Below are 25,196 nucleotides of genomic sequence, written 5' to 3'. Positions count from 1 at the left end.
GATCCCACTCCGCATTCGTCAGATCCCCACGGCCCATACCGCCAGCCTGCCCCAACACCCCACTCACGTCAGGAGATCCGAGAAACAGCGCCTAGAACAAGGTGTTGTCGTTCGCGGAGGTCTCCGGCACGTTCTGGCTCACGTCCCAGTGCTCGGCGATCTTCCCGTCCTGGAAGCGGAAGATGTCGAACACCGCCGCGCCCCGCGCGCCCGGCGTCGTCACTACGTTCGAGTGGACCAGCACCAGGTCGCCCTCGGAGATCACCCGTATGACGTCGTACTCGGCGTCCGGGAGCTGCTGGTGAAAGCCGACGCCCAGATTCTTCAGCGTCTCGGCGCCGTCCGGTGCGAGTGGGTTGTGCTGGATGTAGTCGGGGCGTACGTAGCGGTCGACGACGTCGGTGTCGCCCGCTCGAACACGCCCTTGAGGACGCGGACGGCCTCGAAGCCCGGCGATCAAGCATCAAGAGCCCGCCGGATGAACTCCTCGCGGGTCGCGCTGGAAGCGCGCGACACAGCCGCATGATCCACCGTCATGTCGAACCCGTGGAAGCCTCCGGCCCACATGTGGAGATCGACGCTCACGCCCGCCTCGGACAGGCGGCCGGCGTAGGTCAGGATCTCGTCGCGGAACCCCTCCGCCGAGCCGGTGTCGATGTAGGTGCGCGGCAGCCGGCTGAGGTCCTCGGCGCGGGCCGGCGCGGCGTACTGCGACACGTCCGGGCCGCCGCGCCGCTCGCCCAGCACGGAGGTCCACGCGTACAGGTTGCTGTGGCGGTCCCATACGCCTTCGCGGTCCACCATGCGGCTGCTGTGCGTCTCGAAGCGGTCGTCGAGCATGGGGCAGATCAGAATCTGGTGGCTGAGCGAGGGAAAGGCGCGGTCGCGGGCGAGCAGCGCGGTCCCCGCCGCGAGGCCGCCGCCGCCACTGACTCCGGCGATCAGGAGCCGCTCAGGGTCGATACCGAGCTCGGCCGCGTTCTTCGCCATCCACACCAGCCCCGCGTAGCAGTCCTCGACCGGCGCGGGATCGGGGTGATCCGGCGCCAGTCGGTACTCGACCGACACGACGACCGCACTCCCATCGATCACATGGGGAAGGACATGACTCACGTGGTCCCGGCGTCCCCCCATGATCATCCCGCCACCGTGGAGGCTGAGGATGCCTCCCTTGGGGCCTCGGTCCTCGACGGGGCTGAGGATCAGCAGAGTGATGTCCGGCGCGCCTTCCGGCCCCGGTACCTGGCGCTCCTCCACCCGCACCCTGCCGCCCACCGTCAGAGCCTCCGAATCCAACCCGGGAGAACCCTCGGCGATCTGCCGTCGGATCTCTGGCAGGGTCGCATCCGACAGGACCGGAAAAACAGCGCCCCGCGCCTCCTCGACGGGCGCGAGCTCCGGGTCCAACGGGGGCCGGATGGTCGTGGCGCCGAAAAAGTCTGCTGCTGTCTGGTCCGCCATCTGTTCTCTCCTTCGGAAACAACGACCAGCGGCGACGCTCACCGCCGGGCTGAGGTACTCACTGCGCACGGTGTGTGCGATGACCTTGTCGCGTCCCGCGATCAGTTCTCAGTCGTCCAGGACGACGACGTGCTTGCCCGGCGTGGTGCCTGACTCGACGTCGGCCTGGGCGTCACGGACCTGTTCCAGGCCGTGGTAGACCTTCGCGACCGGGACGTTGAGGCGTCCCTCCGCGATGGCCTGGAGTTGATGGGCGAAGACGTCGGCCGGGAGGTCGCCGGCCTCGCCCGCGTAGCTGGTCAGCCGCACCCCGCTGGGGATCATGAACGGGGTGAAGTCGGGGATGGCCCACGCGCCGCCCAGGGCGCCGGTGAAGCAGACGGTGCCGTGCACGCGCACGCATCCGAAGGTGTCCGGCAGGGCTGTGCAGCCCACCAGTTCCAGCGCGGCATCCACGCCCTGCGGTGCGAGGTCCTGGACCTTCTCGGCGATGTGTCCGTTGTCCACGATCGGATGGTCGACGCCCATGGCCCGCAGTTCGTCGGCACGCCCGGCGTGACGCGTGGTGGAGATGACGGTGGCGCCGATGTCCTTGGCCATCGCCGCCGCGCTCAGCCCGACCGTGGAGGTGCCGCCGCGGATCAGCAGGGTCTGTCCGGCCTTGAGGTCCAGGCCGCGGGTCAGGGATCCGTAGGCGGTCTGGAACATCTCGGGCAGGGCGCCGACCACGTCCCACGGCAGGGTGGTCTCGAACAGGATGACCTGTGCCGCGGGGACGGTGACGTACTGGGCGTACGCGCCGTCGTAGGAGCGGCCCATGTTGCCCATCATGGTGGCCACCTGCTGTCCCGGGCGCAGTCCGCTGTCCTCGTCGGCGTCATCGACCAGGCCGACGCCCTCGATGCCGGGGATGCGCGGGTAGGTGACCTCCGCGTCGGACTCGCCCTTGCGGGTGGAGACCTCGGACTCGTTGACGCCGAACGCCTTCACCCTGATCCGCACCCAGCCGGGCTCGCGTACCGGCACCGGCACATCCTGGATCTCCAGTGCGTCCAGGCCGCCGGGCCGGCTGACGACGACGGCCCGCATCGTCGCCGGTGCGGCGTCGCCGGCTGCTGTCGGTCGGCTCATGCCGAGCTCCTTCTTCTGTTCGCGCCCGTGGTGTGCTGGTCCGTATCCCCCGCCGGCTGTCAGGGGCGGTCGATGCCCTCCCACAGGTCGAGGACCTGCTGGTAGTGGGCGGTGGCCTCGAAGGGCGGGTTGCCGACGCTTGCGGAGGTGGGTTTGTCCGTGACGGCGGGCCATAGACGGGTCTGCTCGCCGGTGGCGAAGTCGAGGACGATGTCGCGGATACGCGTGTCACGCTCGGTCTGTTCGGGGCTGCGGCCCGGCTTTTCCTGGCCGACCAGGGCGTACATCTCGGTGCCGTGCACCGCGGGCGCGCCCTCGGCGGGCCCGATCATGAGGAGATGGGCGTTGCCGCCCGCGGCGGCGTGCGCCAGGGCGCCGCGGGCGGCCGGGAGCGCGAAGAGGTAGTCCGCCATGACCGCGGCGCGGACCTCGGCCGGGGTCCGGCCGCCCTGGTCGTAGGCGTCGACGATCTTCTTCGCGCGAGAGCGGGAAATACGCCACCCCGCGACCTCGTCGACGATGCGGTCGAGGGTGTGCGGGTCGAACCGGTCGAGGTCGTTCGCCACCCACCAGCCCATGTCGTCGCTGGCCATGCTCAGCAGCACGTCGACATTGCGGTGCGCGCCCGAGGCGAGGACGTCCATGGGGTGGGCGTGCACCACCGCGCCGGGCTGCCCGAGGTCCAGGACGACGCCGGTGGCCTGGTTGTCCACCCCGCCCCGGACTCCGAGATCCGTCGGGGCGACCTTGCTCAGGGCGTCCCTCAGGGAGGTCGTGTCGAGGTCGAGCAGTTTCTCCGGGTTGCCCGCGACGCCGAGTTCGGTGACGAACCGGTGCGCGAGTTCCTCGGCCCACCAGGCCGGAATGCTGCGGGCGGGCCCGCCGGAGAACCCGGCCAGCCGCCGGTACAGGCCGTCGGCGGAGGAGGCGCCGAGCAGCCCGAAGGTGGAGTAGGCGCCGGCGCTGTGGCCGTAGACGGTGACGTTGTCGGGATCGCCGCCGAAGTGGGCGATGTTCCGCCGGATCCAGGTGAGCGCGGCGATGACGTCCTGGAGGAAGAGGTTGCTGGCCTCAGCCAGGGCGCCGCCGTACTGGGAGAGCGAGAGCGCGCCCAGCGCGCCGAGCCGGTAGTTGACCGACACACCCACCACGCGCCCTGTCGTGGCGAGTCCGGCGGCGTTCGAGGTGATCTGTGTGTTCGCGCCGTACTCGAATCCGCCGCCATGGATGTACACGGCCACCGGCAGTGCCTTCCCGGCCGGCTGCTCCGGGGCCCACACGTTCAGGTTCAGGCAGTCCTCGCCCGTTCCGCTGTCCGCTTCGAGCCAGTCGCCGCTGTCGGGCTGGACAGAGACGACGCCCTTGCGGTCATAGGGGCGGTCCGGAGCGAAATCCGCGACCACCGGCCGGCGGTACCGCTCGGCGGTGGCATACGGGATTCCCCACCAGGACCGCACCCCTGGTGCAGTCGGAGCCTTGGGGGCGCGGTCATAGCGTGTCCTTCCAGCGCGGTTCGGGTGTTTCGCTCGGCGTGTCGGCGGATGGTTGCGAGCGGTGACGTCTCCCATCGTTTCCCGGGACCCGACAAAGCGCCCGGCGAGTGGCGGTCACCTGATGGTCGCCAGGTGACAGTCAGCCGCTCCTCTTCCTCGTCGTCCGCGGACCCCCTGCGGCCCCACGCCCCGGAGGCACTCCGCTGCCCTCTCCGCCGATGCGGCCCTTCCGAGTAGCCGGACCACGCCTGCGCGCCTGCCTCGCCGGACCGTCGCCGTCCCGTGCGGGGCGCAACATAGCGGCGGATCACCGGTTACCGAAACCGGGAATCCGCCGAATACTTGTAGATCCACCGCCACCCCCTGACCGCTCACCGGAAGGCAGCACGCGACGATCTACAAACTCATCTGTGAAATTCGCTGACGCTCACGCTACGGAGCCCCGCCCTGTCATGCCGCGCAATAGCTAGCTCCGGGCTCGCTCCAGGGAAAGGGAGAAGCCGTAACTCGGAGAACACGCTTGCCCCGCCACACCCCGGCTTGGCCCAACTGCGACAGGGCATCTACTCCACAGCAGCAATGACTGCACCTTGGGGAAGGGCAACGTGCAGCGAGATCTCAATGAACGCCAGCAAGCCGTGCTCGACTGGATCAGCAACGGATGCCCCGACGGAACCTGGAACGACACTACCTACAAGGTCAGCGCGCAAGCCCTGCAAAACCGAGGGCTCGTAAAGATCACCAAACGCCGGGGGTACTGGACAGCCGAGCTCACCAATAAGGGGCGGCAATGTAGCGGCGCCGAGAACAGCTCCCCCGCAGAAGCCAGCAGCCTCACACCCGAAGCTCCGAGCGCAGGCGCAAGAAAGCCGCGTCCGAGAACCACGCCGAAGACCCACGCGATCTACGCCGACCAGCTCCTCGAAGAACTGGCTGCCAACAACGGTTGCCTCATAAAGCCCATCGGCACCGGCCCTCACGCAGTGAATTGGGTCTCACGCGTCAACATCACCCGCAAGTCCGGCAAGATCCCCAACACTCAAGAGCTCTGCGGATATCACACCCACCAGGGCTATGAAATCAAGCTCGTCGACCTTCCCACCTGGCGTCTCGCGGAACTCGCTCCACTCCCCGTGCCCACCCGGCTCACCCGCCCCCACGCCATGGTGGCCGCACTCCAAAAGCAGCCCCAGCCCATGGGATTGACCAAAACCGTTCAAGGGCGAGCCCTGCGCATCATCCAGTCGCTCATCACCGCCGCTCAAGAACAAGGCCACGTCGCGGCACTCGGCCCCACCCAAGGCGCTCCCCCACCCCACCGACGCCGCAGAGTCGAGCCACACTTCACCATTACCGCTCAAGGAGAAACGGTCGGCTTCCTCGTTCTCCAAGAACAGGACCGCAGCGAACACATCCCCACCGACACAGAACTCGCCGACGCCAAGAAGCACACCTGGATGCGCATCCCCCGCTTCGACTACACCCTCTCCGACCGCCTGCGTTTCATCCTCCGCGGCGGAAACCCGCACCGCGCCACGGAATGGGCAGACAACGCCACTCGGCCCCTCGAAGACCAACTCGCCGAAATCGCACAGGAGATCACGCTCCGCGGAGAAGCCGCCGTGCGCCGACGCCGCGCAGACCAGCTGGCCGCCGAAGAGAGACGGCGCCGCTGGGAAGCCGCCATGCAAGAAGCCCGCACTGCCTGCGCCCACGCCTACCGCGTCAAACACCTCGACGAGCAGGCCGAAGCCTGGCACCGAGCCACGCGCCTCGCCGAGTACATGGCCGCCGTGCGCAGTCACGCCGCAGCGCTCCCGCCCGGCGAGAAGAAGGCCGAGATCGAGGAATGGCTCGCGTTCGCGTCCACGCACCTCCAACGACTCACCGAGACCGCCTCAGCGCCAAAGCTCCCCACGCCACCCAAACCCGGCGCCGCCGATCTTGAGCCCTTCCTCCACGGCTGGAGTCCGTACCCTCCCCGCTCGTACTGAGCCGCACTGCAGCACATAACGAGAGGGAAAAACCGGATCTCCCACCCGCGCGCTCACCCAGCGTCGGTTCACTACTCAGCACGGGCGCCTCCTGCACCCAGCACCGATCCAGCACGGTGCAGGTGACGAGGGATCAGATTATCCAGCACCTATCCAGCACGGGAAAAAACTAAGGGCCCGACCTCGGAGGGTCGGACCCCTTCTGACCTGCATGTTTGCCAGATCAGCGACGTGGTGATACGTCACCCGCTACACATTGAAGCGGAACTCGACCACGTCGCCGTCCTGCATGACGTAGTCCTTGCCCTCCATGCGGGCCTTGCCCTTGGCGCGGGCCTCCGCCACCGAGCCCGTCTCCACCAGGTCGGCGAAGGAGATGACCTCCGCCTTGATGAAGCCCTTCTGGAAGTCGGTGTGGATCACACCGGCCGCCTCGGGGGCCGTCGCGCCCTTCTTGATCGTCCAGGCGCGGGTCTCCTTCGGGCCCGCCGTCAGGTACGTCTGCAGGCCCAGGGTGTCGAAGCCGACACGGCCCAGGGTCGCCAGGCCCGGCTCGTCCTGGCCCATCGACTGGAGCAGTTCCAGCGCCTCGTCGTCGTCGAGCTCGATCAGCTCGGACTCGATCTTGGCGTTCAGGAAGATCGCCTCGGCCGGGGCGACCAGCGCGCGCTGGTCGTTCTTGAAGTCCTCGTCGACCAGCTCGTCCTCGTCGACGTTGAAGACGTAGAGGAAGGGCTTGCTGGTGAGGAGGTGCAGCTCGTGGAGGAGCCTGCCCTTCTCGGTGCCGGCGGTGATGCCCGCATGGAAGAGTGTGGTGCCCTCCTCGAGGATCTTTTGGGCCTCCTCGACCGCCGCCAGGACCGCGGCCTTCTCCTTCTGGAGGCGGGACTCCTTCGTCAAGCGCGGGATCGCCTTCTCGACCGACTGGAGGTCCGCGAGGATGAGCTCGGTGTGGATCGTCTCGATGTCGTCCTTCGGCGAGACCTTGCCGTCGACGTGGACGACGTTCTCGTCCTTGAAAGCGCGGATGACCTGGCAGATCGCGTCCGACTCACGGATGTTCGCCAGGAACTTGTTGCCCAGGCCCTCGCCCTCGCTCGCGCCGCGCACGATGCCGGCGATGTCGACGAAGTCGACCGTGGCGGGGAGGATCCGCTGCGAGCCGAAGATCCCGGCGAGCGTGGCCAGGCGCGGGTCCGGGACGCCGACGACGCCGACGTTCGGCTCGATCGTGGCGAACGGGTAGTTGGCCGCCAGCACGTCGTTCTTGGTCAGGGCGTTGAACAGGGTCGACTTGCCGACATTCGGCAGACCGACGATTCCGATCGTGAGCGACACGTTGGCGACTTCCTGGAGTGAGGACTGGCTGATGGCCTACGGCCCGAAGGTGGGCCGATCCCCCAGTTTACGGGCGGGTCAAGCCGGGCAACGACGGCAGCCGGGAGTCGAACTCAACGCCAAGGTCACCCAAAGGGCGTGTCCCATGCCGGATTCCTCCCTGGATGCGACCTACGTTGTCCGGGTGGAGCAGCACAGGACAAGTCACTCTCAGCGCCGGCAGCGGCCGCAGCCCCCTCTCACCCCGCAAAGCCCCCTTGCCCCGCAGGGCGCGCTCGCCGAGGGCCCCGCGGTGTACCAGGTCTCCGCCCGGCCCGCGCGGACCGTGCCCCCGGTCGTGCTCGCCCTGCGACGACTGCCCAAGCCCCGGCTGACCGGACTCGGCGGCGGGCTCTTCGGGGCCGCGACGATGTTTGTGCTCGGCTGCCTGGACTGGCTGCTGTTCGACGGTGCCGCGGTGGTGTACGGGCTGCTGTTCCTGCCCGTCAGCGCGCTGACCGCGCTCTGGGTGCGGGAGGCCGACCTGGTCACCGCGCCGATCAGCGTGCCGATCGCCTTCACGGTCGGGATCGTGCCGATCTCCGGCGGAACGGGGGGCTTCGGCGGGCAGACGATGGCCGTGATCACGGCGCTCGCGGTGCACGCCGGGTGGCTGTACGGCGGCACGCTGATCGCCGGTCTCATCACCTGCGTACGGAAGGTACGGATGATGAGCCGCCGTCAGCGCCGCACCGGCCGCGACGGGCCGCCGCGCCGCCGCTGACCCTGTTTCCAGCGTCCGTGGCGCACGTGGGCCGGGGGGCGTTGGTGGTTGCTGTCCGGTGGTGGGCTTCGCGAGCGACCCCCGTGTTTCCAGCGTCCGTGGCGCACGTGGGCCGGGGGGCGTTGGTGGTTGCTGTCCGGTGGTGGGCTTCGCGAGCGAACCCCCACGTTTCCAGCGTCCGTGGCGCACCTGGGCCGGGGGCCTCGGGCTCCGCCGCTATCTGTCGGCCGCTGCCATCGCCGCGCCCACAATGCCCGCGTTGTTCTGCAGTTCCGCCGGGACGATCTCTGCCCTGATCCCCTTGATCAGCGGCACGAACTTGTCCGCCTTGCGGCTCACCCCGCCGCCGATGATGAACAGCTCCGGCGAGAACAGCATCTCCACATGCTCCAGATACTTCTGCACTCGGTGCGCCCAGTGGTGCCAGCTCAGGCCCTCGTCGTCCTTGACCTTCGTCGAGGCGTGCTTCTCGGCGTCGTTCCCGTGCAGCTCCAGATGACCCAGTTCGGTGTTCGGGACCAGGCGGCCGTCGATGAAGACCGCGCTGCCGATGCCCGTACCGAACGTCAGCAGCATCACCGTGCCCTTCCGGCCGCGGCCCGCACCGAAGGTCATCTCTGCGACGCCCGCCGCGTCCGCGTCGTTCAGGATCGTCACCGGCAGGCCGCCGAGCCGCTCGCCCAGCAGCTTGGAGGCGTCCACGTCGACCCAGCCCTTGTCGACGTTGGCCGCGGTGCGGGTGACACCGCCAGTGACGACACCGGGGAAGGTAATGCCGACCGGGCCCGACCAGCCGAAATGGCTCACCACCTCGGTGACGCCGTCCGCCACCGCATCGGGTGTCGCCGGGTGCGGGGTCAGAACTTTGAAGCGCTCCTGCGCCAGATCGCCGCGCTCAAGGTCCACGGGTGCGCCCTTGATGCCGGATCCGCCGATGTCCACTCCGAACACGTTCATGGACACAACGTTACGGGCAGCCGCTGACAGTCACGCCCCGGACACCCTCCCGGACTGCTCCCCCGGCTTGCCCGACAGCTCCGCCGCCTCCGCGCGCAGGTCCCGCCGCAGCTCCTTCGGCAGCGAGAACGTGATCGACTCCTCCGCCGCCTTGACGATCTCGACGTCCTCGAAGCCGCACTGCGAGAGCCACTCCAGAACACCCTCGACCAACACCTCGGGTACCGAAGCGCCGGACGTGAGGCCGACCGTCGAGACGCCCTCCAGCCAGGCCTCGTCGATCTCGTCGGCGAAGTCCACCAGATGGGCGTCGCGCGCGCCCGCGCCCAGCGCCACCTCGACCAGCCGTACGGAGTTCGAGGAGTTCTTGGAGCCGACGACGATGACCAGGTCCGCCTCCGCGCCCATCTGCTTCACCGCGATCTGGCGGTTCTGCGTGGCGTAGCAGATGTCGTCGCTCGGCGGCGAGATCAGCTGGGGGAACTTCGTCTTGAGGGCGTCGACCGTCTCCATCGTCTCGTCGACCGAGAGCGTGGTCTGGGAGAGCCAGACGACCTTCGACTCGTCCCGTACGGAGACGTTCGCGACGTCCTCGGGGCCGTCGACGAGCGTGATGTGCTCGGGCGCCTCGCCGGACGTGCCGATGACTTCCTCATGGCCGTCGTGGCCGATCAGCAGGATGTCGTAGTCCTCATTGGCGAAGCGGACGGCTTCCTTGTGGACCTTGGTGACCAGCGGGCAGGTCGCGTCGATGGTCGCGAGCCTGCGCTGCGCCGCCTCCTCGTGGACGACCGGCGCCACGCCGTGGGCGGAGAACATGACGATCGACCCCTCGGGGACCTCCGCCGTCTCGTCGACGAAGATGGCGCCCTTCTTCTCCAGGGTCTGTACGACGTACTTGTTGTGGACGATCTCGTGGCGGACGTAGATCGGCGACCCGTACTGCTCCAGGGCCTTCTCCACGGCGATGACGGCGCGGTCCACGCCCGCGCAGTAGCCACGGGGAGCAGCGAGCAGGACGCGTCGGGAGGGAGTCGCAGCAGTCATGCCCCCCATCGTAAGGCCGCGTCGGAGAGGCGAGAGATCACCCATGGAGGGAAGACTGAGCCGGTACGGAGCGACGGAGGGACGCGATGGCGGCAGCGGAAGTGTCGGAGAAGGGGCACGGCACCGGGGGTGAACTGCGGCGCACGCTCGGATTCCGGGATCTCGTCGTCTATGGCTTGCTGTTCATCGCTCCCATGGCGCCCGTCGGCGTCTTCGGCACCCTCGACGCCAAGTCCGACGGAGCCGTCGCACTCGTCTATGTCGTCGCCACGATCGCCATGGCTCTCACCGCTTTCAGCTACGCACAGATGGTGCGGGTCGCCCCCCAGGCGGGCTCGGTCTTCACGTACGCGCGCAAGGGGCTGGGCGACGGACCCGGGTTCATCGCCGGGTGGATGGCGATGCTCGACTATCTGCTGATTCCGGCCGTCGCGTATCTCTTCTCCGGGATCGCCATGGAGGCGCTGGTCCCGGAGGTCGACCGGTGGGTGTGGACCGGGATCGCCGTGGTGGTGACCACGCTGCTGAATCTGTGGGGCGTCCGGGCGGCGGCGCGGGTCGGCTTCGCGGTGCTCGCCATGGAGATCGTGGTGCTGCTGGTGTTCATGGTGTCGGCGGTGGTTGCGTTGGCGCAGGACGGCGCGCAGCGCGGCCTGCTGTCGCCCTTCACCGGTGACGGGAGCTTCTCCACGACGGCGGTGCTGAGCGCGGTGTCGGTGGCGGTGCTGTCGTATCTCGGTTTCGACGCCATCGCCTCGTTCGCGGAGGAAGTCACGGGCGGCTCGCGCAAGGTGGCGAGGGCGGTGCTGTTCTGTCTGGCGCTGGCGGGCGTGCTGTTCATCGCGCAGAGCTATCTCGTGGCGCTGCTGGAGCCGCTGTCGTCCGCGCAGCTGGCCGCCGAACCGGCCAAGCAGGGATCGGCCTTCTACGACGCCGTGGACGCCTCTGTCGGGGGCTGGCTGCACGACCTGGTCGCGGTGAGCAAGGCGATCGGGGCGGCGTTCGCGGCGCTGGCCGGGCAGGCGGCCGCGGGCCGGCTGCTGTTCGCGATGGCCAGGGACCGGAGGCTGCCGCGCGTCCTGTCCCGTACGGACTCGGGTGTGCCGCGGCTCGCGCTGCTGCTGGCCGCGGCCGTGACGATGGTGGCCGCGGTGTGGGCGGCGCGGCGCGACGACGGGCTGGACCATCTGGTGTCGGTGGTCGACATCGGGGCGCTGACGGCGTTCACGCTGCTGCACGCGTCCGTGATCGGATGGTTCGTGGTGAAGCGGGGCGACGGAGCTCCCGACTGGCTGCGGCATCTGGTGGTTCCGCTGCTGGGCGCGGCGGTGACCGTCGCGGTCATCGTGGAGGCGGCGGGCTCGGCGCAGGTGGTCGGCGTGGTGTGGCTCGGGGTGGGGCTGATCGTGCTGGCGGTGCAGTTGGGCCGCCCCGATACGTCCGAGCCGCAGTAGCCGCTGTCGCACCTGCCGCACCTGCGCCCGGCGTCGGCGGCGTTGTCGTACGCGGCCGATACGCTCGCCCGTATGGCTCTCAACACGTCCGCGGAAGCTCCTCTGCCGGTCGGCGAGGTGTCACGGCTCATCGGCGGGTGGATCGACCGGCTCGGCGCGGTCTGGGTCGAGGGGCAGATCACCCAGCTGTCGAGGCGGCCGGGCGCCGGCGTCGTCTTCATGACGCTGCGCGATCCCTCGTACGACATCTCCGTGAGCGTCACCTGCTTCCGGCAGGTCTTCGACGCGGTCGCGGATGTGGTGGCTGAGGGCGCGCGCGTCGTGGTGCACGCCAAGCCGGAGTGGTACGCGCCGCGGGGGCAGCTGTCGCTGCGGGCGGTGGAGATAAGGCCGGTCGGGATCGGCGAACTGCTCGCGCGCCTCGAGCAGTTGAAGCGGACCCTGGGCGCGGAGGGGCTGTTCGCCCTCGATCGCAAGAAGGCCCTTCCGTTCCTGCCGCACCTGGTGGGTCTGGTGTGCGGGCGGGCGTCCGCGGCCGAGCGCGATGTGCTGGAGATGGCGCGGCGCCGGTGGCCGGCCGTCCGCTTCGAGGTGCGCAATGTCGCCGTGCAGGGCGTGCACGCGGTGACCCAGGTCGTCCAGGCGGTCAAGGAGCTGGACGAGCACCGGGACGTGGACGTGATCATCGTGGCGCGCGGCGGCGGCAGCGTGGAGGATCTGCTGCCGTTCTCGGACGAGCAGCTGGTGCGGGCGGTGTCCGAGTGCCGTACGCCCGTGGTGTCGGCGATCGGGCACGAGCCGGACTCGCCGCTGCTCGACCTGGTGGCGGACCTGCGGGCGTCGACGCCGACGGACGCGGCCAAGAAGGTCGTCCCGGACGTGGGCGAGGAGATCGACCGGGTGCGACAGCTCCGCGACCGCGCGCTGCGCACCGTGCAGGGGCTGCTCGACCGCGAGGAGCGCGGGCTTGCCCATGCGCTGGCCCGCCCGTCGATGGAGCACCCGCACCGGATGGTGGACGAGCGCGAGGCGGAGGTCGACGCGCTGGTGGCCCGCAGCCGGCGGGTGCTCGGTCATCTGCTGGACCGCGCCGACTCCGAGCTGTCGCACACCCGGGCGCGGGTGGTCTCGCTGTCGCCCGCGGCGACGCTGGAGCGGGGGTATGCGGTGCTGCAGCGCGCGGACGGCGCGGTGGTCCGCTCGCCGGAGGAGGTCGCCGCGGGCGACGAGCTGAGGGCGCGGGTCGCCGAGGGCGAGTTCGCGGTACGGGTGTCCGAGTGAGTGCGAACGGGACGAATAGGGTGGGCGGCATGGCAGCCAAGACGGAAGAGAGCACGCTCGGCTACGAGCAGGCGCGGGACGAGCTGATCGATGTCGTGCGCCGCCTGGAGGCGGGTGGCACGACGCTCGAGGAGTCGCTGGCCCTGTGGGAGCGCGGCGAGGAGCTGGCGAAGGTCTGCCGCCGCTGGCTGGAGGGCGCCCGCGCCCGGCTCGATGCGGCGCTGTCCGAGGGCGGGGATGGGGACGGGGACGCGGCCGCCGAAAACACCGGGACCGACGAAGACTGAGCAGGTCAGGGGCGCTCCCCAGGACGGCCCCGGTGTGAGTCGGGTCACGATCGGGCTGTAGTTGAAATTTAACCTACCGGGGTGCGGTTACACCCGCCGTAAAGCTCCTCTGCCCGCCCCCGGAAGGTACCGCCAGCATGACCCTCGCACTTGACTCCGCCGCCCAGGACCTCCTCTTCCGTGAGGCCCGTACCGCCAACACGTTCACCGACGAGCCGGTGACCGAGCAGCAGGTCCAGGCGATCTACGACCTCGTCAAGTACGGCCCGACCGCCTTCAACCAGACCCCGCTGCGCGTCGTCCTGGTCCGCTCGGACGAGGCTCGTGAGCGCCTGGTCCAGCACATGGCCGAGGGCAACCGGCCCAAGACGGCGGCAGCCCCGCTGGTGGCGATCCTCGCCGCGGACAACGAGTTCCACCAGGAGCTCCCGCAGCTGCTCCCGAGCTTCCCGCAGGCCAAGGATCTGTTCTTCTCGGAGCGCCCGGTCCGCGAGCACTCCGCGCAGATCAACGCCGCGCTGCAGGCCGCGTACTTCATCGTCGGCGTCCGCGCCGCCGGCCTGGCCGCAGGACCGATGACGGGCTTCGACTTCGCGGGCGTCCAGAAGGAGTTCCTGGACGACGACCACACCCCGCTGATGATCGTGAACATCGGCAAGCCTGGCGACGACGCCTGGTTCCCGCGCTCGCCGCGTCTGGCGTACGACGAGGTCGTCACCTCCGTCTGACGCACGGCACCGAAAGGCCGCCGCACCCGCTCCGGGTGCGGCGGCCTTTTCGTACGCCCAGGTCGCCCGGGCCGCTCAGGACTTCTTGGACTCAAGCGCGGCGGCGAGCTGCGCCAGCCGCTCGTACGACGCCGTGCCCGTGACGACCGTCGTCGAGCCCTTGTCCTCGCGCACCAGCGCGTCGTACTTCGGGCCCTCCCAGCGCTGCCAGGTCACGCCCGCGATCTGCTGCGTGCGGTCCGTCTTCGCGGCCTGCTGGCTGACCTTGGGGATGTACTTCCCGGCGGGCGCCGTGGACTGCTCGACGGCGACGTACTCGCCGTCCGGGTCCAGGAAGCCGAGGTGCCAGGCGTCGTCGTCGGTCCCCTTGTACGAGACCGAGGTCGGCTTCCACTCCTTGGCAAGGCCCTCCGGCGCGGCCACCGGATACGGCGCCGCCCGCCGTGCCGTCAGCAGCTCCACGCGGTAGTCGACCGCCTTGACCGGGTCTGCCTTTTCGTCGTGCGGAATGAACACATAGATCACTGCGACGACGGCGCCGATCACCGCCATCGACAGCACCATGTCGCGCACCGTCTGTCTGCCTCGCATACCTGCCACGCCCCCATGGTCGCATCAAGGGCGCGTGCTCAAACGTGGCCCCCTCTGCTCAATTTGTCGACGTACCGATAGAGTCGGATCACCCTCTTTCCGGCCGTCGTCGTACAGAAAGGTGCGCTCCGATGACCGAGCATCATCTCCCGTCCCAGCTCGAGGTCTCTCCCGAGGCCCCCGACCGCAACCTCGCACTGGAGCTCGTCCGGGTCACCGAGGCCGCAGCCATGGCCGCGGGCCGGTGGGTCGGCCGCGGTGACAAGATCGGCGCGGACGGAGCGGCCGTCAAGGCCATGCGGACCCTCGTCTCCACCGTCTCGATGAACGGCGTCGTCGTCATCGGCGAGGGCGAGAAGGACGAAGCCCCGATGCTGTTCAACGGCGAGCGGGTCGGCGACGGGACAGGCCCCGAGGTCGACATCGCCGTCGACCCCATCGACGGCACCACGCTCAACGCCAAGGGCATGCCGAACGCCATCGCCGTCCTGGCCGCCGCCGACCGCGGCACCATGTTCGACCCGTCCGCGGTCTTCTACATGGACAAGCTCGTCACCGGGCCCGAGGCCGCCGACTTCGTCGACATCAACGCCCCCGTCTCGGTCAACATCCGCCGGGTCGCCAAGGCCAAGAACTCCTCGCCCGAGGACGTCACCGTCGTCATCCTGGACCGCCCCCGCCACGAGGGCATCGTCAAGGAGATCCGCGAGACCGGCGCACGTATCAAGTTCATCTCGGACGGCGATGTCGCGGGCTCGGTCATGGCCGTACGCGAAGGCACCGGCGTTGACATCCTGATGGGCATCGGCGGTACGCCCGAAGGCATCATCTCCGCGTGCGCCATAAAGTGTCTCGGCGGCACGATCCAGGGCAAGCTCTGGCCCAAGGACGACGCCGAGCGGCAGCGCGCGCTCGACGCCGGTCATGACCTGGACCGGGTGCTGCACACGAACGACCTGGTCAGCGGCGAGAACGTGTTCTTCGTCGCCACCGGCATCACCGACGGCGAACTGCTGCGCGGCGTCCACTACCGCGGCGAGACCGCCACCACGTCCTCGCTGGTGATGCGCTCCAAGTCCGGCACGATCCGGCAGATCGACTCGACGCACCGGCTGTCGAAGCTGCGTGCGTACAGCGCGATCGACTTCGACCGCGCCAAGTAGCTGTCCGTAGCTCGCTCGCGAAGCGGATACGGGAAGGGGCGCCCTCATGTGCGGTGGGGCGCCCCTTCCCGTATGTGCGATGTGCGCGTTTACGCCTCAGGCCGCCGACGCGGGCTTCTTCAGCTCGACCTCGCGCCGCCTGCGCCGGGCCAGCACCACGCGGCGCTCGGCGGCCGTCAGCCCGCCCCACACGCCGTACGGCTCGGGCTGCAGAAGCGCATGCTCCCGGCACTCGACCATCACCGGGCAGCGGGCACAGACCCGCTTCGCGGCCTCCTCGCGTGACAGCCGCGCGGCCGTCGGTTCTTTCGACGGGGCGAAGAACAGCCCGGCCTCGTCCCGCCGGCACACCGCCTCCGCATGCCAGGGTCCTGCCTGATCTTCCCGAGCGGGAATTCGCTGGGTCGGAACGGCGGCCACCTGCAAGGACTGATGCGGCAGTTGCAGCACGGTCTACTCCTGACGACGGCTTCGCGAGCGAGAGACGATGCAGCACTCCCTACCCGCTGTGCGCACTCCTATTCACTGAGTGGCACTGAGTTCCGATGTACGGAATTGCGGGCGGGCGCTCGCGGCCGGAAAGTACTCCGGGGCGGAGCCGTCAGCCGAGGTGTTTGCGCAGGCGGTCATGGAGATCGGCAATGAACCGGCCCCGCTTGGGCTTGGCTTCGACATTGCCGAAAACCGAATACCCGTTCACGACGACGACCGGGGCCTCGGGGTCGGCGGCCTCCAGGGTGAGGACGTCGAAGTTGCCGAAGAACCCGGTGCCGCTGCCGCGCAGTGAGATGTTCTCCGGGACCCGGATCTCGACGTTGCCGAAGATGGAGGTCGCGTTGATCACGGTCAGCCGCTGCCCGAACAGCGCCTCGGTGAGATCGATCTCGATGCTGCCGAAGAGAGAGAAGACGTTGGTGCGGCGGCCGACGCGCCAGCGGCCCTTGCGGGTGGAGCTGGAGAAGACGGCGATCAGATTCTCGCCGGGCCCGTCCGGCTCGTCGGGCCCGTAGGTGTACGCGGGCGAGTCGGCGCTCTTGCCGGTCGCGGGCAGATCCCGGACGAGCGGCTCCAGTTCACCGACGGTCTTGGCGCGGTAGACGGCGTCGATCCGCTCGGAGTGCTCCTCGGCGTCCAGCCGGCCCTCGGCCAGGGCGTCCCTGAGGATGTCCGCGATCCGGTCGCGGTCGGCATCGGAGGCACGGATGGCGTCGCCGGGCTCGGCGGGCTCGGCCGGGGCGGCGGGCTTTGGGGAGTGCTTGTCGAGGTCCACGGAATCAGCGTAGCGAAACGCGATAGATCGCGACTAGGGGGTGTCTTTTGGATCAGGCCGGATCGGAGCGGCCCGCCGCGGAGCGGCTGATGTCACTGCGGTGCGTGCGATCGCAAGGCAGAGGATGGGGGTCCCCCCGCCGAAGGCAGGGGGAGAGCCGACGCGGAGCGTCGGCGACCGACGACAACGCAGCGTGGGGGCACCTCCCGTGCCCGAAGGGCTACGGGGGAGTGCGTGCCAGGGCACGCGAGCCCGGCAAGATCCGAAAGACACCCCCTATGGGCTCACGCGGTACGGCGCGGCTTCGGCGGCCCGGCAGGGCGCCGGGTGAGCCCTACCTCACAGACCGCGGCAGCGAACCGCGTTCTACGCTGGAGGGCGCGCGTTGCCAATGGAGGCCGCGTCGCTGTCTGCCGAGTGAGGAATGGCCGTAATGCCAGAGTTTGCGTACTCCGATCTGCTCCCGCTGGGAGAGGACACCACGCCGTACCGGCTGGTGACCGCCGAGGGAGTCTCCACCTTCGAGGCCGACGGCCGTACGTTCCTCAAGGTCGAGCCGGAGGCGCTGCGCAAGCTCGCCGCCGAGGCCATGCACGACATCTCGCACTATCTGCGGCCCGCCCACCTCGCGCAGCTGCGCCGCATCATCGACGACCCGGAGGCCTCCTCCAACGACAAGTTCGTCGCCCTGGATCTCCTGAAGAACGCCAACATCGCGGCCGCGGGCGTGCTGCCCATGTGCCAGGACACCGGCACCGCGATCGTCATGGGCAAGCGCGGCCAGAACGTGCTCACCCAGGGCAGCGACGAGGAAGCCCTCTCGCGCGGCATCTACGACGCGTACACCAAGCTCAACCTGCGCTATTCGCAGATGGCTCCGCTCACCATGTGGGAGGAGAAGAACACCGGCTCCAACCTCCCCGCCCAGATCGAGCTTTACGCCACCGACGGCGGCGCGTACAAGTTCCTCTTCATGGCGAAGGGCGGCGGCTCCGCCAACAAGTCCTTCCTCTACCAGGAGACCAAGGCGGTCCTGAACGAGGCCTCCATGATGAAGTTCCTGGAGGAGAAGATCCGTTCGCTCGGTACGGCCGCGTGCCCGCCGTACCACCTCGCCATCGTCATCGGCGGCACGTCCGCCGAGTTCGCACTGAAGACCGCGAAGTACGCCTCCGCGCACTACCTCGACGAGCTGCCCGCCGAGGGCTCGCCCACCGGCCACGGCTTCCGCGACAAGGAGCTCGAGGAGAAGGTCTTCGAGCTCACCCAGAAGATCGGCATCGGCGCGCAGTTCGGCGGCAAGTACTTCTGCCACGACGTCCGCGTCGTCCGCCTGCCGCGCCACGGCGCCTCGCTCCCCGTCGCGATCGCCGTCTCCTGCTCGGCCGACCGCCAGGCCACCGCGAAGATCACCGCCGAGGGCGTGTTCCTGGAGCAGCTGGAGACGGATCCGGCGCGCTTCCTGCCGGAGACGACGGACGAGCACCTCGACGAGGCCGGAGACGTCGTGAAGATCGACCTGAACCGGCCGATGGACGACGTACTCGCGGAGCTCACCAAGTACCCGGTCAAGACCCGGCTGTCCCTCACCGGCCCGCTGGTCGTGGCCCGCGACATCGCGCACGCCAAGATCAAGGAGCGTCTCGACGCGGGCGAGGAGATGCCGCAGTACCTGAAGGACCACCCGGTCTACTACGCCGGTCCGGCGAAGACGCCCGAGGGCTACGCGTCCGGCTCCTTCGGCCCGACGACGGCGGGCCGTATGGACTCCTACGTCGAGCAGTTCCAGGCTGCGGGCGGCTCCAAGGTGATGCTCGCCAAGGGCAACCGTTCGCAGCAGGTCACCAACGCGTGCGGCACGCACGGCGGCTTCTACCTGGGCTCGATCGGTGGGCCTGCGGCGCGGCTGGCGCAGGACTGCATCAAGAAGGTCGAAGTCGTGGAGTACGAGGAGTTGGGGATGGAGGCGGTGTGGAGGATCGAGGTGGAGGACTTCCCCGCGTTCATCGTCGTGGACGACAAGGGGAACGACTTCTTCACTGAGCCTGCGCCGGCGCCTACGTTCACGTCGATCCCGGTGCGGGGGCCGGGGCTGGCGTAGCGCCTGCGCCCGTAACCGGGGCTCCACCCCGGACCCCGCGCCTCAATCGCCGGCGGGGCTGAAGTTTCCGCCGGTCGGCCTGAAGATTCAGGCCGACCGGCGGAGAGAACTGCCTTACCCGAAGCGCTGGTTCGCCGCGCCCGTGCAAGTCTGCAGCCGCAGCGCGTCCCTCCCGGACGCCGTCGTCAGGCACAAGCCCTGCGCCGACGCCGGGCGAATCGTCCCGCCCGTGCGGACGAACTGCTGGTTCGCACCCCCGTGGCAGTTCCACACGATCGCCGCCGCGCCGGCCGCATAGCTCCCGCCCGGCACATCCAGGCACCGGTCCTGCGTCAGCTCCGTATGGAGTGACCTGCGCGCCTCGTCGTACCACCACCCCTGGTTACGCCCACCGTGGCAGTCCCAGCCCAGCACGCCCGTGCCGTTGCGGCTCACCGCGCCCGCGACGTCCACGCACGAGCCGGTCGCCTCGTTCCGCAGCGGCCTGTACGCGTCGTCCCAAGCCCCCGCGTACAGCGCGGGCTTCCCGCTCGACGCCACGTCTGCACAACTCGCTTCGCGCAGACCCGAGTTGTAGAGCTGGGTGAGGCAGGACGCGAAAGCCGCATGCCCGCGCACATTCGGGTGGAAGGACTGGCGGACCGAATTGGAGTCCGGCGGGAAGGGGTTGGAGACGTCGACGTACAGACCCCGCGCCCAGGTGTCCTCCATGCAGATCTCATGGCCGTGGAAGAGCCGGGAGTTGTCCAGGAACACCGCCCCCGTGGACTGCGCCACCTTGCGCATGCCCCGCTCGAAGGCGGGGACGGCCGTGTTGCGGCCCCAGACGGTGTCGGAGTCGTAGCCCATGCCGCCGCAGATCAGCTTGCCGGGGAAGTTCGGGTTGTCGCGGAAGTCCGGGCCGATGGGGCTCGGGTAGCCCATCACGACCAGTTTGTAGTCGCCGTCGGCGTAGCCCGCGTCGTGCATCACGGTGCGCAGGTCCCGTACCGTCTGCTCGACCTTGGGGACCAGGCCGTCGACGCGGACCTGCCAGCCCGGGGCGTACTTGGGCTCGCACGGGCCCTGGATCAGCACATAGCGCGTGACGCAGTCGGTCATCACCGGGCCGAACTGCAGATCGTCGTTCGCACCGGCCACCAACAGCACCATCTTGATACGGGTGTTGCGCGCCTTCACCGCGAGAGCGTCGCTCTGGACCAGCTCGTCGGCGTACTGCTTCGAGCCGCCGATCCGGATGTTCCCGGTGTACGCGCCGGAGCAGGACACGTTGTACGTGACGTCCGCCGCGATGCCCGTGCGGTGGATGGCGGCGTCGGGGGAACGGTGGCACCAGTTGTCGGGGCCGTTGGTGCCGGGTTCGTAGGTGCCGACGCCCTCGCCGGAGATCTCGCTGTCGCCGAGCGAGATCAGGCCGGTCTTTCGCTCGGCGAGCGGGCGTTCGGCGGGGCTGCCGTAGAGCTTGACGGCCTCGGCCGCGCGGATGGTCTCCAGTTCGGGCGGGAGCGGTACGGACAAGGCGGCTCGGGTCTCGTCGGCCCGGGCAGCCTGTGCGGTGGTGGTCATTCCGCCAAGTCCGGCCGCCAGTGCGGCGGCGGCCGCGACGGTACAGCGAAGTCTTCGTCCCGTGTTGCGGGGGCCTGGGGGTCGTCCCCCAAGGGTATGCAGCATTGCGCCTCCCCGGTTTGTCGTTGACTGGGGTATTTACTGGCGAGTAGCGCAATGGGGAATAGCCAGAACAAGACAAGTGCTCACCTTTTCAGGAAGCTTCGAGGAGGCATGGCGGCGATGGACGACGCGAACCAGTACCGGATCGAGCACGACTCCATGGGTGAGGTGCGGGTTCCCGCCCATGCCAAGTGGCGGGCCCAGACCCAGCGGGCCGTGGAGAACTTCCCCGTATCCGGCCAGCGCCTCGAGCGGGCCCATATCGAGGCTCTGGCCCGCATCAAGGCGGCCGCGGCCCAGGTCAACGCCGAACTGGGTGTGCTCGACAAGGACATCGCCCGCGCCGTCGCCGACGCCGCCGCCGAGGTCGCGGACGGCCGCTGGGACGAGCACTTCCCGGTGGACGTCTTCCAGACCGGCTCAGGCACCTCCTCCAACATGAACACCAACGAGGTCATCGCCACGCTCGCCACCGAGCGCCTCGGCCGCGAGGTGCACCCCAACGACCATGTGAACGCCTCCCAGTCGTCCAACGACGTCTTCCCCTCCTCCATCCACATCGCGGCGACGGCGGCCGTGACGCGCGATCTGATCCCGGCGCTGGATCATCTGGCGGCCTCGCTGGAGCGCAAGTCCGCCGAGTTCGCGGATGTCGTCAAGTCGGGCCGTACACACCTGATGGACGCCACCCCCGTCACCCTGGGCCAGGAGTTCGGCGGCTATGCCGCGCAGATCCGGTACGGCGTGGAGCGGCTCGAGGCATCGCTCCCCCGCCTCGCCGAACTCCCCCTCGGCGGCACGGCGGTGGGCACCGGCATCAACACCCCGCCCGGCTTCTCGGCCGAGGTCATCGCCGAGGTCGCCCGCGCCACCGGGCTGCCGCTGACCGAGGCCCGCGACCATTTCGAGGCGCAGGGCGCGCGTGACGCGCTCGTGGAGACCTCCGGTCAGCTGCGTACGATCGCCGTCTCGCTCACCAAGATCTCCAACGATCTGCGCTGGATGGCGAGCGGCCCGCGCACCGGGCTCGCCGAGATCAACCTTCCCGATCTGCAGCCCGGCTCGTCGATCATGCCCGGCAAGGTCAACCCGGTGATCCCGGAGGCCGTGCTGATGGTCGCGGCCCAGGTGACGGGCAATGACGCCACCGTCGCCACGGCCGGCGCCGCCGGGAACTTCGAGCTGAACGTGATGCTCCCGGTGATCGCCAAGAATCTGCTGGAGTCGGTCAGGCTGCTCGCCAACGTCTCGCGGCTCCTCGCGGACCGTACCGTCGACGGCATCACGGCCAACGTCGAGCGGGCCCGGGAGTACGCCGAGTCCTCGCCCTCCGTCGTCACCCCGCTGAACAAGTACATCGGCTACGAGGAGGCGGCCAAGGTCGCCAAGAAGTCGCTGGCCGAACGCAAGACCATCCGCGAGGTCGTCCTCGAGTCCGGCTATGTGGAGCGTGGAGTGCTGACCATCGAGCAGCTCGACGAGGCGCTTGACGTGCTGCGTATGACGCATCCGTGACATGACGGCCGTGACCTGGGTCGCAGCAGGGCCCGTGCCGTCCTCCTAAGATCTGCTCATGACAGGTACTGAACGCATCGCACGCTGGACGCCCGGGGACCACATCCTCTGGCGCTATCGCGGCCATGCCCCGGACCTGTCGGGCGCCGCCGTCCACATCTGCCGCCCCGTGACCGTCGTACAGGACACGGAGGAGCTGCTCGCGGTGTGGATGGCGCCGGGCACGGAGTGCGTGAAGCCGGTGCTCGCCGACGGCACGCCCGTCCACCAGGAGCCGCTGGCCACCCGCTACACCGCGCCCCGCACCGTCACCCGGGCCCGCTGGTCCGGCGCGGGGGTGCTGAAGCTGGCGCGGCCCGGGCAGCCGTGGTCGGTGTGGCTGTTCTGGGAGCGCGACTGGCGCTTCCGCAACTGGTACGTCAACCTCGAAGAGCCACGCACTCGTTGGGCGGGCGGCATCGACTCCGAGGACCACTTTCTGGACCTGTCCGTCTACCCGGACCGCAGCTGGCGCTGGCACGACGAGGACGAGTTCGGCCAGGCCCAGCTCGTCGGCCTGATGGACGCCGGGAAGGCGGAGCGGGTACGGGAGGCGGGCGAGGCGGCCGTGGAGGTCATCAGGGCCTGGGGAGCACCGTTCTCGGACGGCTGGGAGGGCTGGCGGCCCGACCCGTCCTGGCGGGTTCCCGAGCTGCCCGCGGACTGGGGCCGGACTCCCGCGCAGCTCACCTCGTGAGTCGTCCGCAGTCTCCCGGGGCGGCGATGAACGGTGTGGCTGGTTCCGGTACGGGAACACACTCCGGCGCATACGACCTCGTGAGACCCTTGATGCGCCCCCTGGGGGCAAACGTAGGATCGTCGTCCGCAAGGCTGCGCCGTTTCGGCAACCATTGAGCGCAGCACACGACCTGACCGTAAGTCATCACGAGGCAGTGCCAAGGGGGTGGAGCTGTGCCGGATGCCTGCCATCCTGTCGACGCCGCCCGCAGAGCGGTTGTTTCACCCGGGGGTTCGGGGGTTATCCCCCGAGGTAGCACAGCACCTCACGAGGCGATTGCATCGCACAACCGGCCCGGACGGACGGAATCCCACGAGTGACGGAGCAGCCCACCTCCCATGAAGGCCGGCAGCCCCTGGCTGCCCGGCCGCAGGAACGCACCCGGCCGCGGTCGGAGGCGACCGGCCCATCGCCGGTGCCCTCACCGTCCGGTCCCCCTCAGGACCTGGCGGGGACGGCACGCCGCGAAGGCGACCGGCTGCGTTTCGTGGGAGCCGCGACGCGGCGTATCGCACGCGGGATAGATCTGGACGAGATCGTCCTCGGGCTGTGCAGAGCGACCGTGCCGACCTTCTCCGACGCGATCCTCGTCTATCTCCGCGACCCGCTGCCGGTGGGCGACGAGCGGCCCGTTTCGCCGTTCGTCCTGCGGCTGCGCAGGACCGACAGGCTGCGTTTAGCCGGTGAGGACGCCGATCTCGGCTCAGCACTCCCCATCCCGGTCCTCGACCCGCAGACCGACCTCTCACCGGCCGCCGAGCTGTGCGAGGTGCGGTCCGGCGGTGCGCTCTCCGAGGTGCTGCGCGGCGTGCGGCCGGTCTTCGGCGACTCCGCGGCCGCTCGGGCAGCGCTGCCCGAGCTGCTGGGCGACGGACGGACCGTGCCCAGCGGCCATCGCGCGATACTCGCCCCGCTCCGCGGCAGGCGGCGCGTGATCGGCGCCGCGGTCTTCCTGCGCCGTCCCGACCGGCCCGCCTTCGAGCCCAACGACCTTCTGGTCGCTGCCCAGTTGGCGACGCACACCGCGCTCGGCATCGACAAGGCCGTGCTCTACGGACGCGAGGCGTACATCGCCGACGAGCTGCAGCGCACGATGCTGCCGGACTCGCTGCCCCAGCCGACCGGCGTACGGCTCGCTTCGCGCTATCTGCCGGCCGCCGAGACGGCCCGCGTCGGCGGCGACTGGTACGACGCGATCCCGCTGCCCGGCAGCCGGGTGGCGCTGGTCGTCGGCGATGTCATGGGGCACTCCATGACCTCGGCCGCGATCATGGGCCAGCTGCGGACCACCGCGCAGACCCTGGCCGGGCTCGACCTGCCGCCGCAGGAGGTTCTGCACCATCTGGACGAGCAGGCCCAGCGGCTCGGCACCGACCGGATGGCGACCTGCCTGTACGCCGTCTACGACCCCGTCTCGCACCGCATCACCATCGCCAACGCGGGCCACCCGCCGCCCATCCTGCTGCACCTGGGCGGGCGGGCCGAGGTGCTGCGCGTACCGCCGGGAGCGCCGATCGGCGTGGGCGGAGTGGACTTCGAGGCCGTGGAGCTGGACGCCCCGGCCGGCGCGACCCTGCTGCTGTACACCGACGGTCTGGTCGAGTCCCGGCTGCGCGATGTGTGGACGGGGATCGAGCAGCTGCGGGAGCGGCTTGCCGCCACCGCCCAGCTGACCGGGCCCGACCATTCGCCGCCGCTGGAGGCGCTCTGCGACGACGTGCTCGACATGCTCGGCCCGGGCGACCGGGACGACGACATCGCGCTGCTCGCGGCCCGCTTCGACGGGATCGCGCCGAGTGATGTCGCGTACTGGTTCCTGGAGCCCGAGGACTCCGCACCCGGCCGGGCCCGCAGGCTGGCCCGGCGCGCGCTCGCCCGGTGGAATCTGGAGGACCTGTCCGATTCGGTGGAACTGCTGGTCAGCGAAGTGGTGACCAATGCCGTGCGGTATGCCGAGCGACCGGTGACGCTGCGGCTGCTGCGTACGGAAGTGCTGCGCTGCGAGGTCGGCGACGACTCTCCGCAGCTGCCGAGGCAGCGGCGGGCCCGGGACACCGACGAGGGCGGACGCGGACTCTTCCTGGTCAACCGGCTGGCCAGACGGTGGGGAGCCACTCGCCTGTCGACCGGCAAGGTCGTCTGGTTCGAGGTCCCCACCCGTACATGACCCGAGGTG

General features: G+C 69.4%; 22 protein-coding genes. 11 read left to right on the top strand and 11 right to left on the bottom strand.

Going from position 1 to position 25,196, the window contains the following annotated elements:
- Window positions 1-91 precede the first annotated feature (91 nt).
- From ABZS64_RS15695 to ABZS64_RS15680, 4 genes are all read right to left on the bottom strand, one after another.
- A complete protein-coding gene (locus ABZS64_RS15695; protein WP_355828806.1) occupies window positions 92-460 on the bottom strand; it encodes a nuclear transport factor 2 family protein in 369 nt (122 codons plus the stop codon).
- Window positions 457-1,461 carry an alpha/beta hydrolase gene (locus ABZS64_RS15690; protein WP_355828803.1) on the bottom strand — a complete coding sequence of 335 codons (1,005 nt, stop codon included), beginning with the start codon at window positions 1,459-1,461 and terminating at the stop codon, window positions 457-459. The genes ABZS64_RS15695 and ABZS64_RS15690 overlap by 4 nt, the downstream gene beginning before the upstream one ends.
- Window positions 1,462-1,569: 108 nt before the next feature.
- Window positions 1,570-2,592 carry a zinc-binding dehydrogenase gene (locus ABZS64_RS15685; protein ID WP_355828799.1) on the bottom strand — a complete coding sequence of 341 codons (1,023 nt, stop codon included), beginning with the start codon at window positions 2,590-2,592 and terminating at the stop codon, window positions 1,570-1,572.
- A gap of 59 nt (window positions 2,593-2,651) precedes the next feature.
- Window positions 2,652-4,049: a carboxylesterase family protein gene (locus tag ABZS64_RS15680; RefSeq protein ID WP_355828796.1), complete on the bottom strand. Its 1,398-nt coding sequence runs from the start codon at window positions 4,047-4,049 to the stop codon at window positions 2,652-2,654.
- Between the two features lie 641 nt (window positions 4,050-4,690).
- Between ABZS64_RS15680 and ABZS64_RS15675 the strand changes: the two genes are divergently transcribed.
- Window positions 4,691-6,079, top strand: coding sequence for a hypothetical protein (locus ABZS64_RS15675; RefSeq protein ID WP_355828793.1), 1,389 nt, complete (start codon window positions 4,691-4,693; stop codon window positions 6,077-6,079).
- 249 nt (window positions 6,080-6,328) lie between these two features.
- Here ABZS64_RS15675 and ychF read toward each other — a convergent pair whose 3' ends face one another.
- On the bottom strand, window positions 6,329-7,417 hold the full coding sequence (ychF, locus tag ABZS64_RS15670) for a redox-regulated ATPase YchF (RefSeq protein WP_355828790.1): 1,089 nt from the start codon (window positions 7,415-7,417) through the stop codon (window positions 6,329-6,331).
- Window positions 7,418-7,601: 184 nt separating this feature from the next.
- Here ychF and ABZS64_RS15665 point away from each other — a divergent pair, with 184 nt between their 5' ends.
- The gene (locus ABZS64_RS15665; RefSeq protein WP_355828787.1) at window positions 7,602-8,180 is read left to right on the top strand and encodes a DUF6542 domain-containing protein; all 579 of its coding nucleotides are present in this window, start codon (window positions 7,602-7,604) and stop codon (window positions 8,178-8,180) included.
- Between the two features lie 216 nt (window positions 8,181-8,396).
- Here the strand turns inward: ABZS64_RS15665 and ppgK are convergent, their stop codons facing one another.
- Both ppgK and ABZS64_RS15655 read right to left on the bottom strand, forming a co-directional pair.
- Window positions 8,397-9,137, bottom strand: coding sequence for a polyphosphate--glucose phosphotransferase (gene ppgK, locus ABZS64_RS15660; protein WP_355828784.1), 741 nt, complete (start codon window positions 9,135-9,137; stop codon window positions 8,397-8,399).
- Window positions 9,138-9,167: 30 nt separating this feature from the next.
- Window positions 9,168-10,193, bottom strand: coding sequence for a 4-hydroxy-3-methylbut-2-enyl diphosphate reductase (locus ABZS64_RS15655; protein ID WP_355828782.1), 1,026 nt, complete (start codon window positions 10,191-10,193; stop codon window positions 9,168-9,170).
- A 77-nt stretch (window positions 10,194-10,270) separates the two neighbouring features.
- On the opposite strand from ABZS64_RS15655, the gene ABZS64_RS15650 reads away from it, so the two are divergent.
- The 4 genes from ABZS64_RS15650 (at window position 10,271) to ABZS64_RS15635 (ending at window position 13,934) form a co-directional block, all read left to right on the top strand.
- A complete protein-coding gene (locus tag ABZS64_RS15650) occupies window positions 10,271-11,638 on the top strand; it encodes an APC family permease (RefSeq protein WP_355828779.1) in 1,368 nt (455 codons plus the stop codon).
- A 72-nt stretch (window positions 11,639-11,710) separates the two neighbouring features.
- The gene (gene xseA / locus ABZS64_RS15645) at window positions 11,711-12,919 is read left to right on the top strand and encodes an exodeoxyribonuclease VII large subunit (RefSeq protein ID WP_355828775.1); all 1,209 of its coding nucleotides are present in this window, start codon (window positions 11,711-11,713) and stop codon (window positions 12,917-12,919) included.
- Between the two features lie 29 nt (window positions 12,920-12,948).
- On the top strand, window positions 12,949-13,206 hold the full coding sequence (locus ABZS64_RS15640; protein WP_355828772.1) for an exodeoxyribonuclease VII small subunit: 258 nt from the start codon (window positions 12,949-12,951) through the stop codon (window positions 13,204-13,206).
- A 137-nt stretch (window positions 13,207-13,343) separates the two neighbouring features.
- Window positions 13,344-13,934, top strand: coding sequence for a malonic semialdehyde reductase (locus ABZS64_RS15635; RefSeq protein WP_355828769.1), 591 nt, complete (start codon window positions 13,344-13,346; stop codon window positions 13,932-13,934).
- A gap of 75 nt (window positions 13,935-14,009) precedes the next feature.
- Here the strand turns inward: ABZS64_RS15635 and ABZS64_RS15630 are convergent, their stop codons facing one another.
- Window positions 14,010-14,534, bottom strand: coding sequence for a DUF4245 domain-containing protein (locus ABZS64_RS15630; RefSeq protein WP_355828767.1), 525 nt, complete (start codon window positions 14,532-14,534; stop codon window positions 14,010-14,012).
- A gap of 122 nt (window positions 14,535-14,656) precedes the next feature.
- On the opposite strand from ABZS64_RS15630, the gene glpX reads away from it, so the two are divergent.
- On the top strand, window positions 14,657-15,688 hold the full coding sequence (gene glpX, locus ABZS64_RS15625; RefSeq protein ID WP_355828764.1) for a class II fructose-bisphosphatase: 1,032 nt from the start codon (window positions 14,657-14,659) through the stop codon (window positions 15,686-15,688).
- Window positions 15,689-15,784: 96 nt separating this feature from the next.
- Here glpX and ABZS64_RS15620 read toward each other — a convergent pair whose 3' ends face one another.
- Window positions 15,785-16,138 carry a WhiB family transcriptional regulator gene (locus ABZS64_RS15620; RefSeq protein ID WP_355828761.1) on the bottom strand — a complete coding sequence of 118 codons (354 nt, stop codon included), beginning with the start codon at window positions 16,136-16,138 and terminating at the stop codon, window positions 15,785-15,787.
- A gap of 151 nt (window positions 16,139-16,289) precedes the next feature.
- Window positions 16,290-16,958 carry a DUF1707 domain-containing protein gene (locus ABZS64_RS15615; protein ID WP_355828758.1) on the bottom strand — a complete coding sequence of 223 codons (669 nt, stop codon included), beginning with the start codon at window positions 16,956-16,958 and terminating at the stop codon, window positions 16,290-16,292.
- Between the two features lie 424 nt (window positions 16,959-17,382).
- Here ABZS64_RS15615 and ABZS64_RS15610 point away from each other — a divergent pair, with 424 nt between their 5' ends.
- Complete coding sequence (locus ABZS64_RS15610; protein WP_355828756.1) at window positions 17,383-19,059, top strand: fumarate hydratase; 1,677 nt, start codon at window positions 17,383-17,385, stop codon at window positions 19,057-19,059.
- A gap of 114 nt (window positions 19,060-19,173) precedes the next feature.
- Here the strand turns inward: ABZS64_RS15610 and ABZS64_RS15605 are convergent, their stop codons facing one another.
- Window positions 19,174-20,625 (bottom strand): ricin-type beta-trefoil lectin domain protein, encoded by a 1,452-nt coding sequence (locus ABZS64_RS15605; protein ID WP_355828754.1) that lies wholly within the window; start codon window positions 20,623-20,625, stop codon window positions 19,174-19,176.
- Window positions 20,626-20,847: 222 nt separating this feature from the next.
- On the opposite strand from ABZS64_RS15605, the gene ABZS64_RS15600 reads away from it, so the two are divergent.
- From ABZS64_RS15600 to ABZS64_RS15590, 3 genes are all read left to right on the top strand, one after another.
- Window positions 20,848-22,242, top strand: a complete 1,395-nt coding sequence (locus tag ABZS64_RS15600; RefSeq protein ID WP_355828751.1) for a class II fumarate hydratase — start codon at window positions 20,848-20,850, stop codon at window positions 22,240-22,242.
- Window positions 22,243-22,300: 58 nt separating this feature from the next.
- The gene (locus ABZS64_RS15595) at window positions 22,301-22,978 is read left to right on the top strand and encodes a DUF402 domain-containing protein (protein WP_355828749.1); all 678 of its coding nucleotides are present in this window, start codon (window positions 22,301-22,303) and stop codon (window positions 22,976-22,978) included.
- Between the two features lie 358 nt (window positions 22,979-23,336).
- A complete protein-coding gene (locus ABZS64_RS15590; RefSeq protein ID WP_355828746.1) occupies window positions 23,337-25,187 on the top strand; it encodes a SpoIIE family protein phosphatase in 1,851 nt (616 codons plus the stop codon).
- The last annotated feature ends 9 nt before the right edge of the window (window positions 25,188-25,196 follow it).

The organism is Streptomyces sp. NPDC005408 (genome assembly GCF_040606445.1).
Taxonomy (GTDB): domain Bacteria; phylum Actinomycetota; class Actinomycetes; order Streptomycetales; family Streptomycetaceae; genus Streptomyces.
This window is presented reverse-complemented; position numbering and strand designations above follow the sequence as displayed.

Excerpts from the sequence above, each read along its gene's own strand:
- ABZS64_RS15690 (WP_355828803.1), bottom strand. The coding sequence starts at position 1,461 with ATGGCGGACCAGACAGCAGCAGACTTTTTCGGCGCCACGACCATCCGG.
- ABZS64_RS15685 (WP_355828799.1), bottom strand. The coding sequence starts at position 2,592 with ATGAGCCGACCGACAGCAGCCGGCGACGCCGCACCGGCGACGATGCGG.
- ppgK (WP_355828784.1), bottom strand. The coding sequence starts at position 9,137 with ATGAACGTGTTCGGAGTGGACATCGGCGGATCCGGCATCAAGGGCGCA.
- ABZS64_RS15655 (WP_355828782.1), bottom strand. The coding sequence starts at position 10,193 with ATGGGGGGCATGACTGCTGCGACTCCCTCCCGACGCGTCCTGCTCGCT.
- ABZS64_RS15650 (WP_355828779.1), top strand. The coding sequence starts at position 10,271 with ATGGCGGCAGCGGAAGTGTCGGAGAAGGGGCACGGCACCGGGGGTGAA.
- xseA (WP_355828775.1), top strand. The coding sequence starts at position 11,711 with ATGGCTCTCAACACGTCCGCGGAAGCTCCTCTGCCGGTCGGCGAGGTG.
- ABZS64_RS15640 (WP_355828772.1), top strand. The coding sequence starts at position 12,949 with ATGGCAGCCAAGACGGAAGAGAGCACGCTCGGCTACGAGCAGGCGCGG.
- ABZS64_RS15635 (WP_355828769.1), top strand. The coding sequence starts at position 13,344 with ATGACCCTCGCACTTGACTCCGCCGCCCAGGACCTCCTCTTCCGTGAG.
- glpX (WP_355828764.1), top strand. The coding sequence starts at position 14,657 with ATGACCGAGCATCATCTCCCGTCCCAGCTCGAGGTCTCTCCCGAGGCC.
- ABZS64_RS15610 (WP_355828756.1), top strand. The coding sequence starts at position 17,383 with ATGGCCGTAATGCCAGAGTTTGCGTACTCCGATCTGCTCCCGCTGGGA.
- ABZS64_RS15605 (WP_355828754.1), bottom strand. The coding sequence starts at position 20,625 with ATGACCACCACCGCACAGGCTGCCCGGGCCGACGAGACCCGAGCCGCC.
- ABZS64_RS15600 (WP_355828751.1), top strand. The coding sequence starts at position 20,848 with ATGGACGACGCGAACCAGTACCGGATCGAGCACGACTCCATGGGTGAG.
- ABZS64_RS15595 (WP_355828749.1), top strand. The coding sequence starts at position 22,301 with ATGACAGGTACTGAACGCATCGCACGCTGGACGCCCGGGGACCACATC.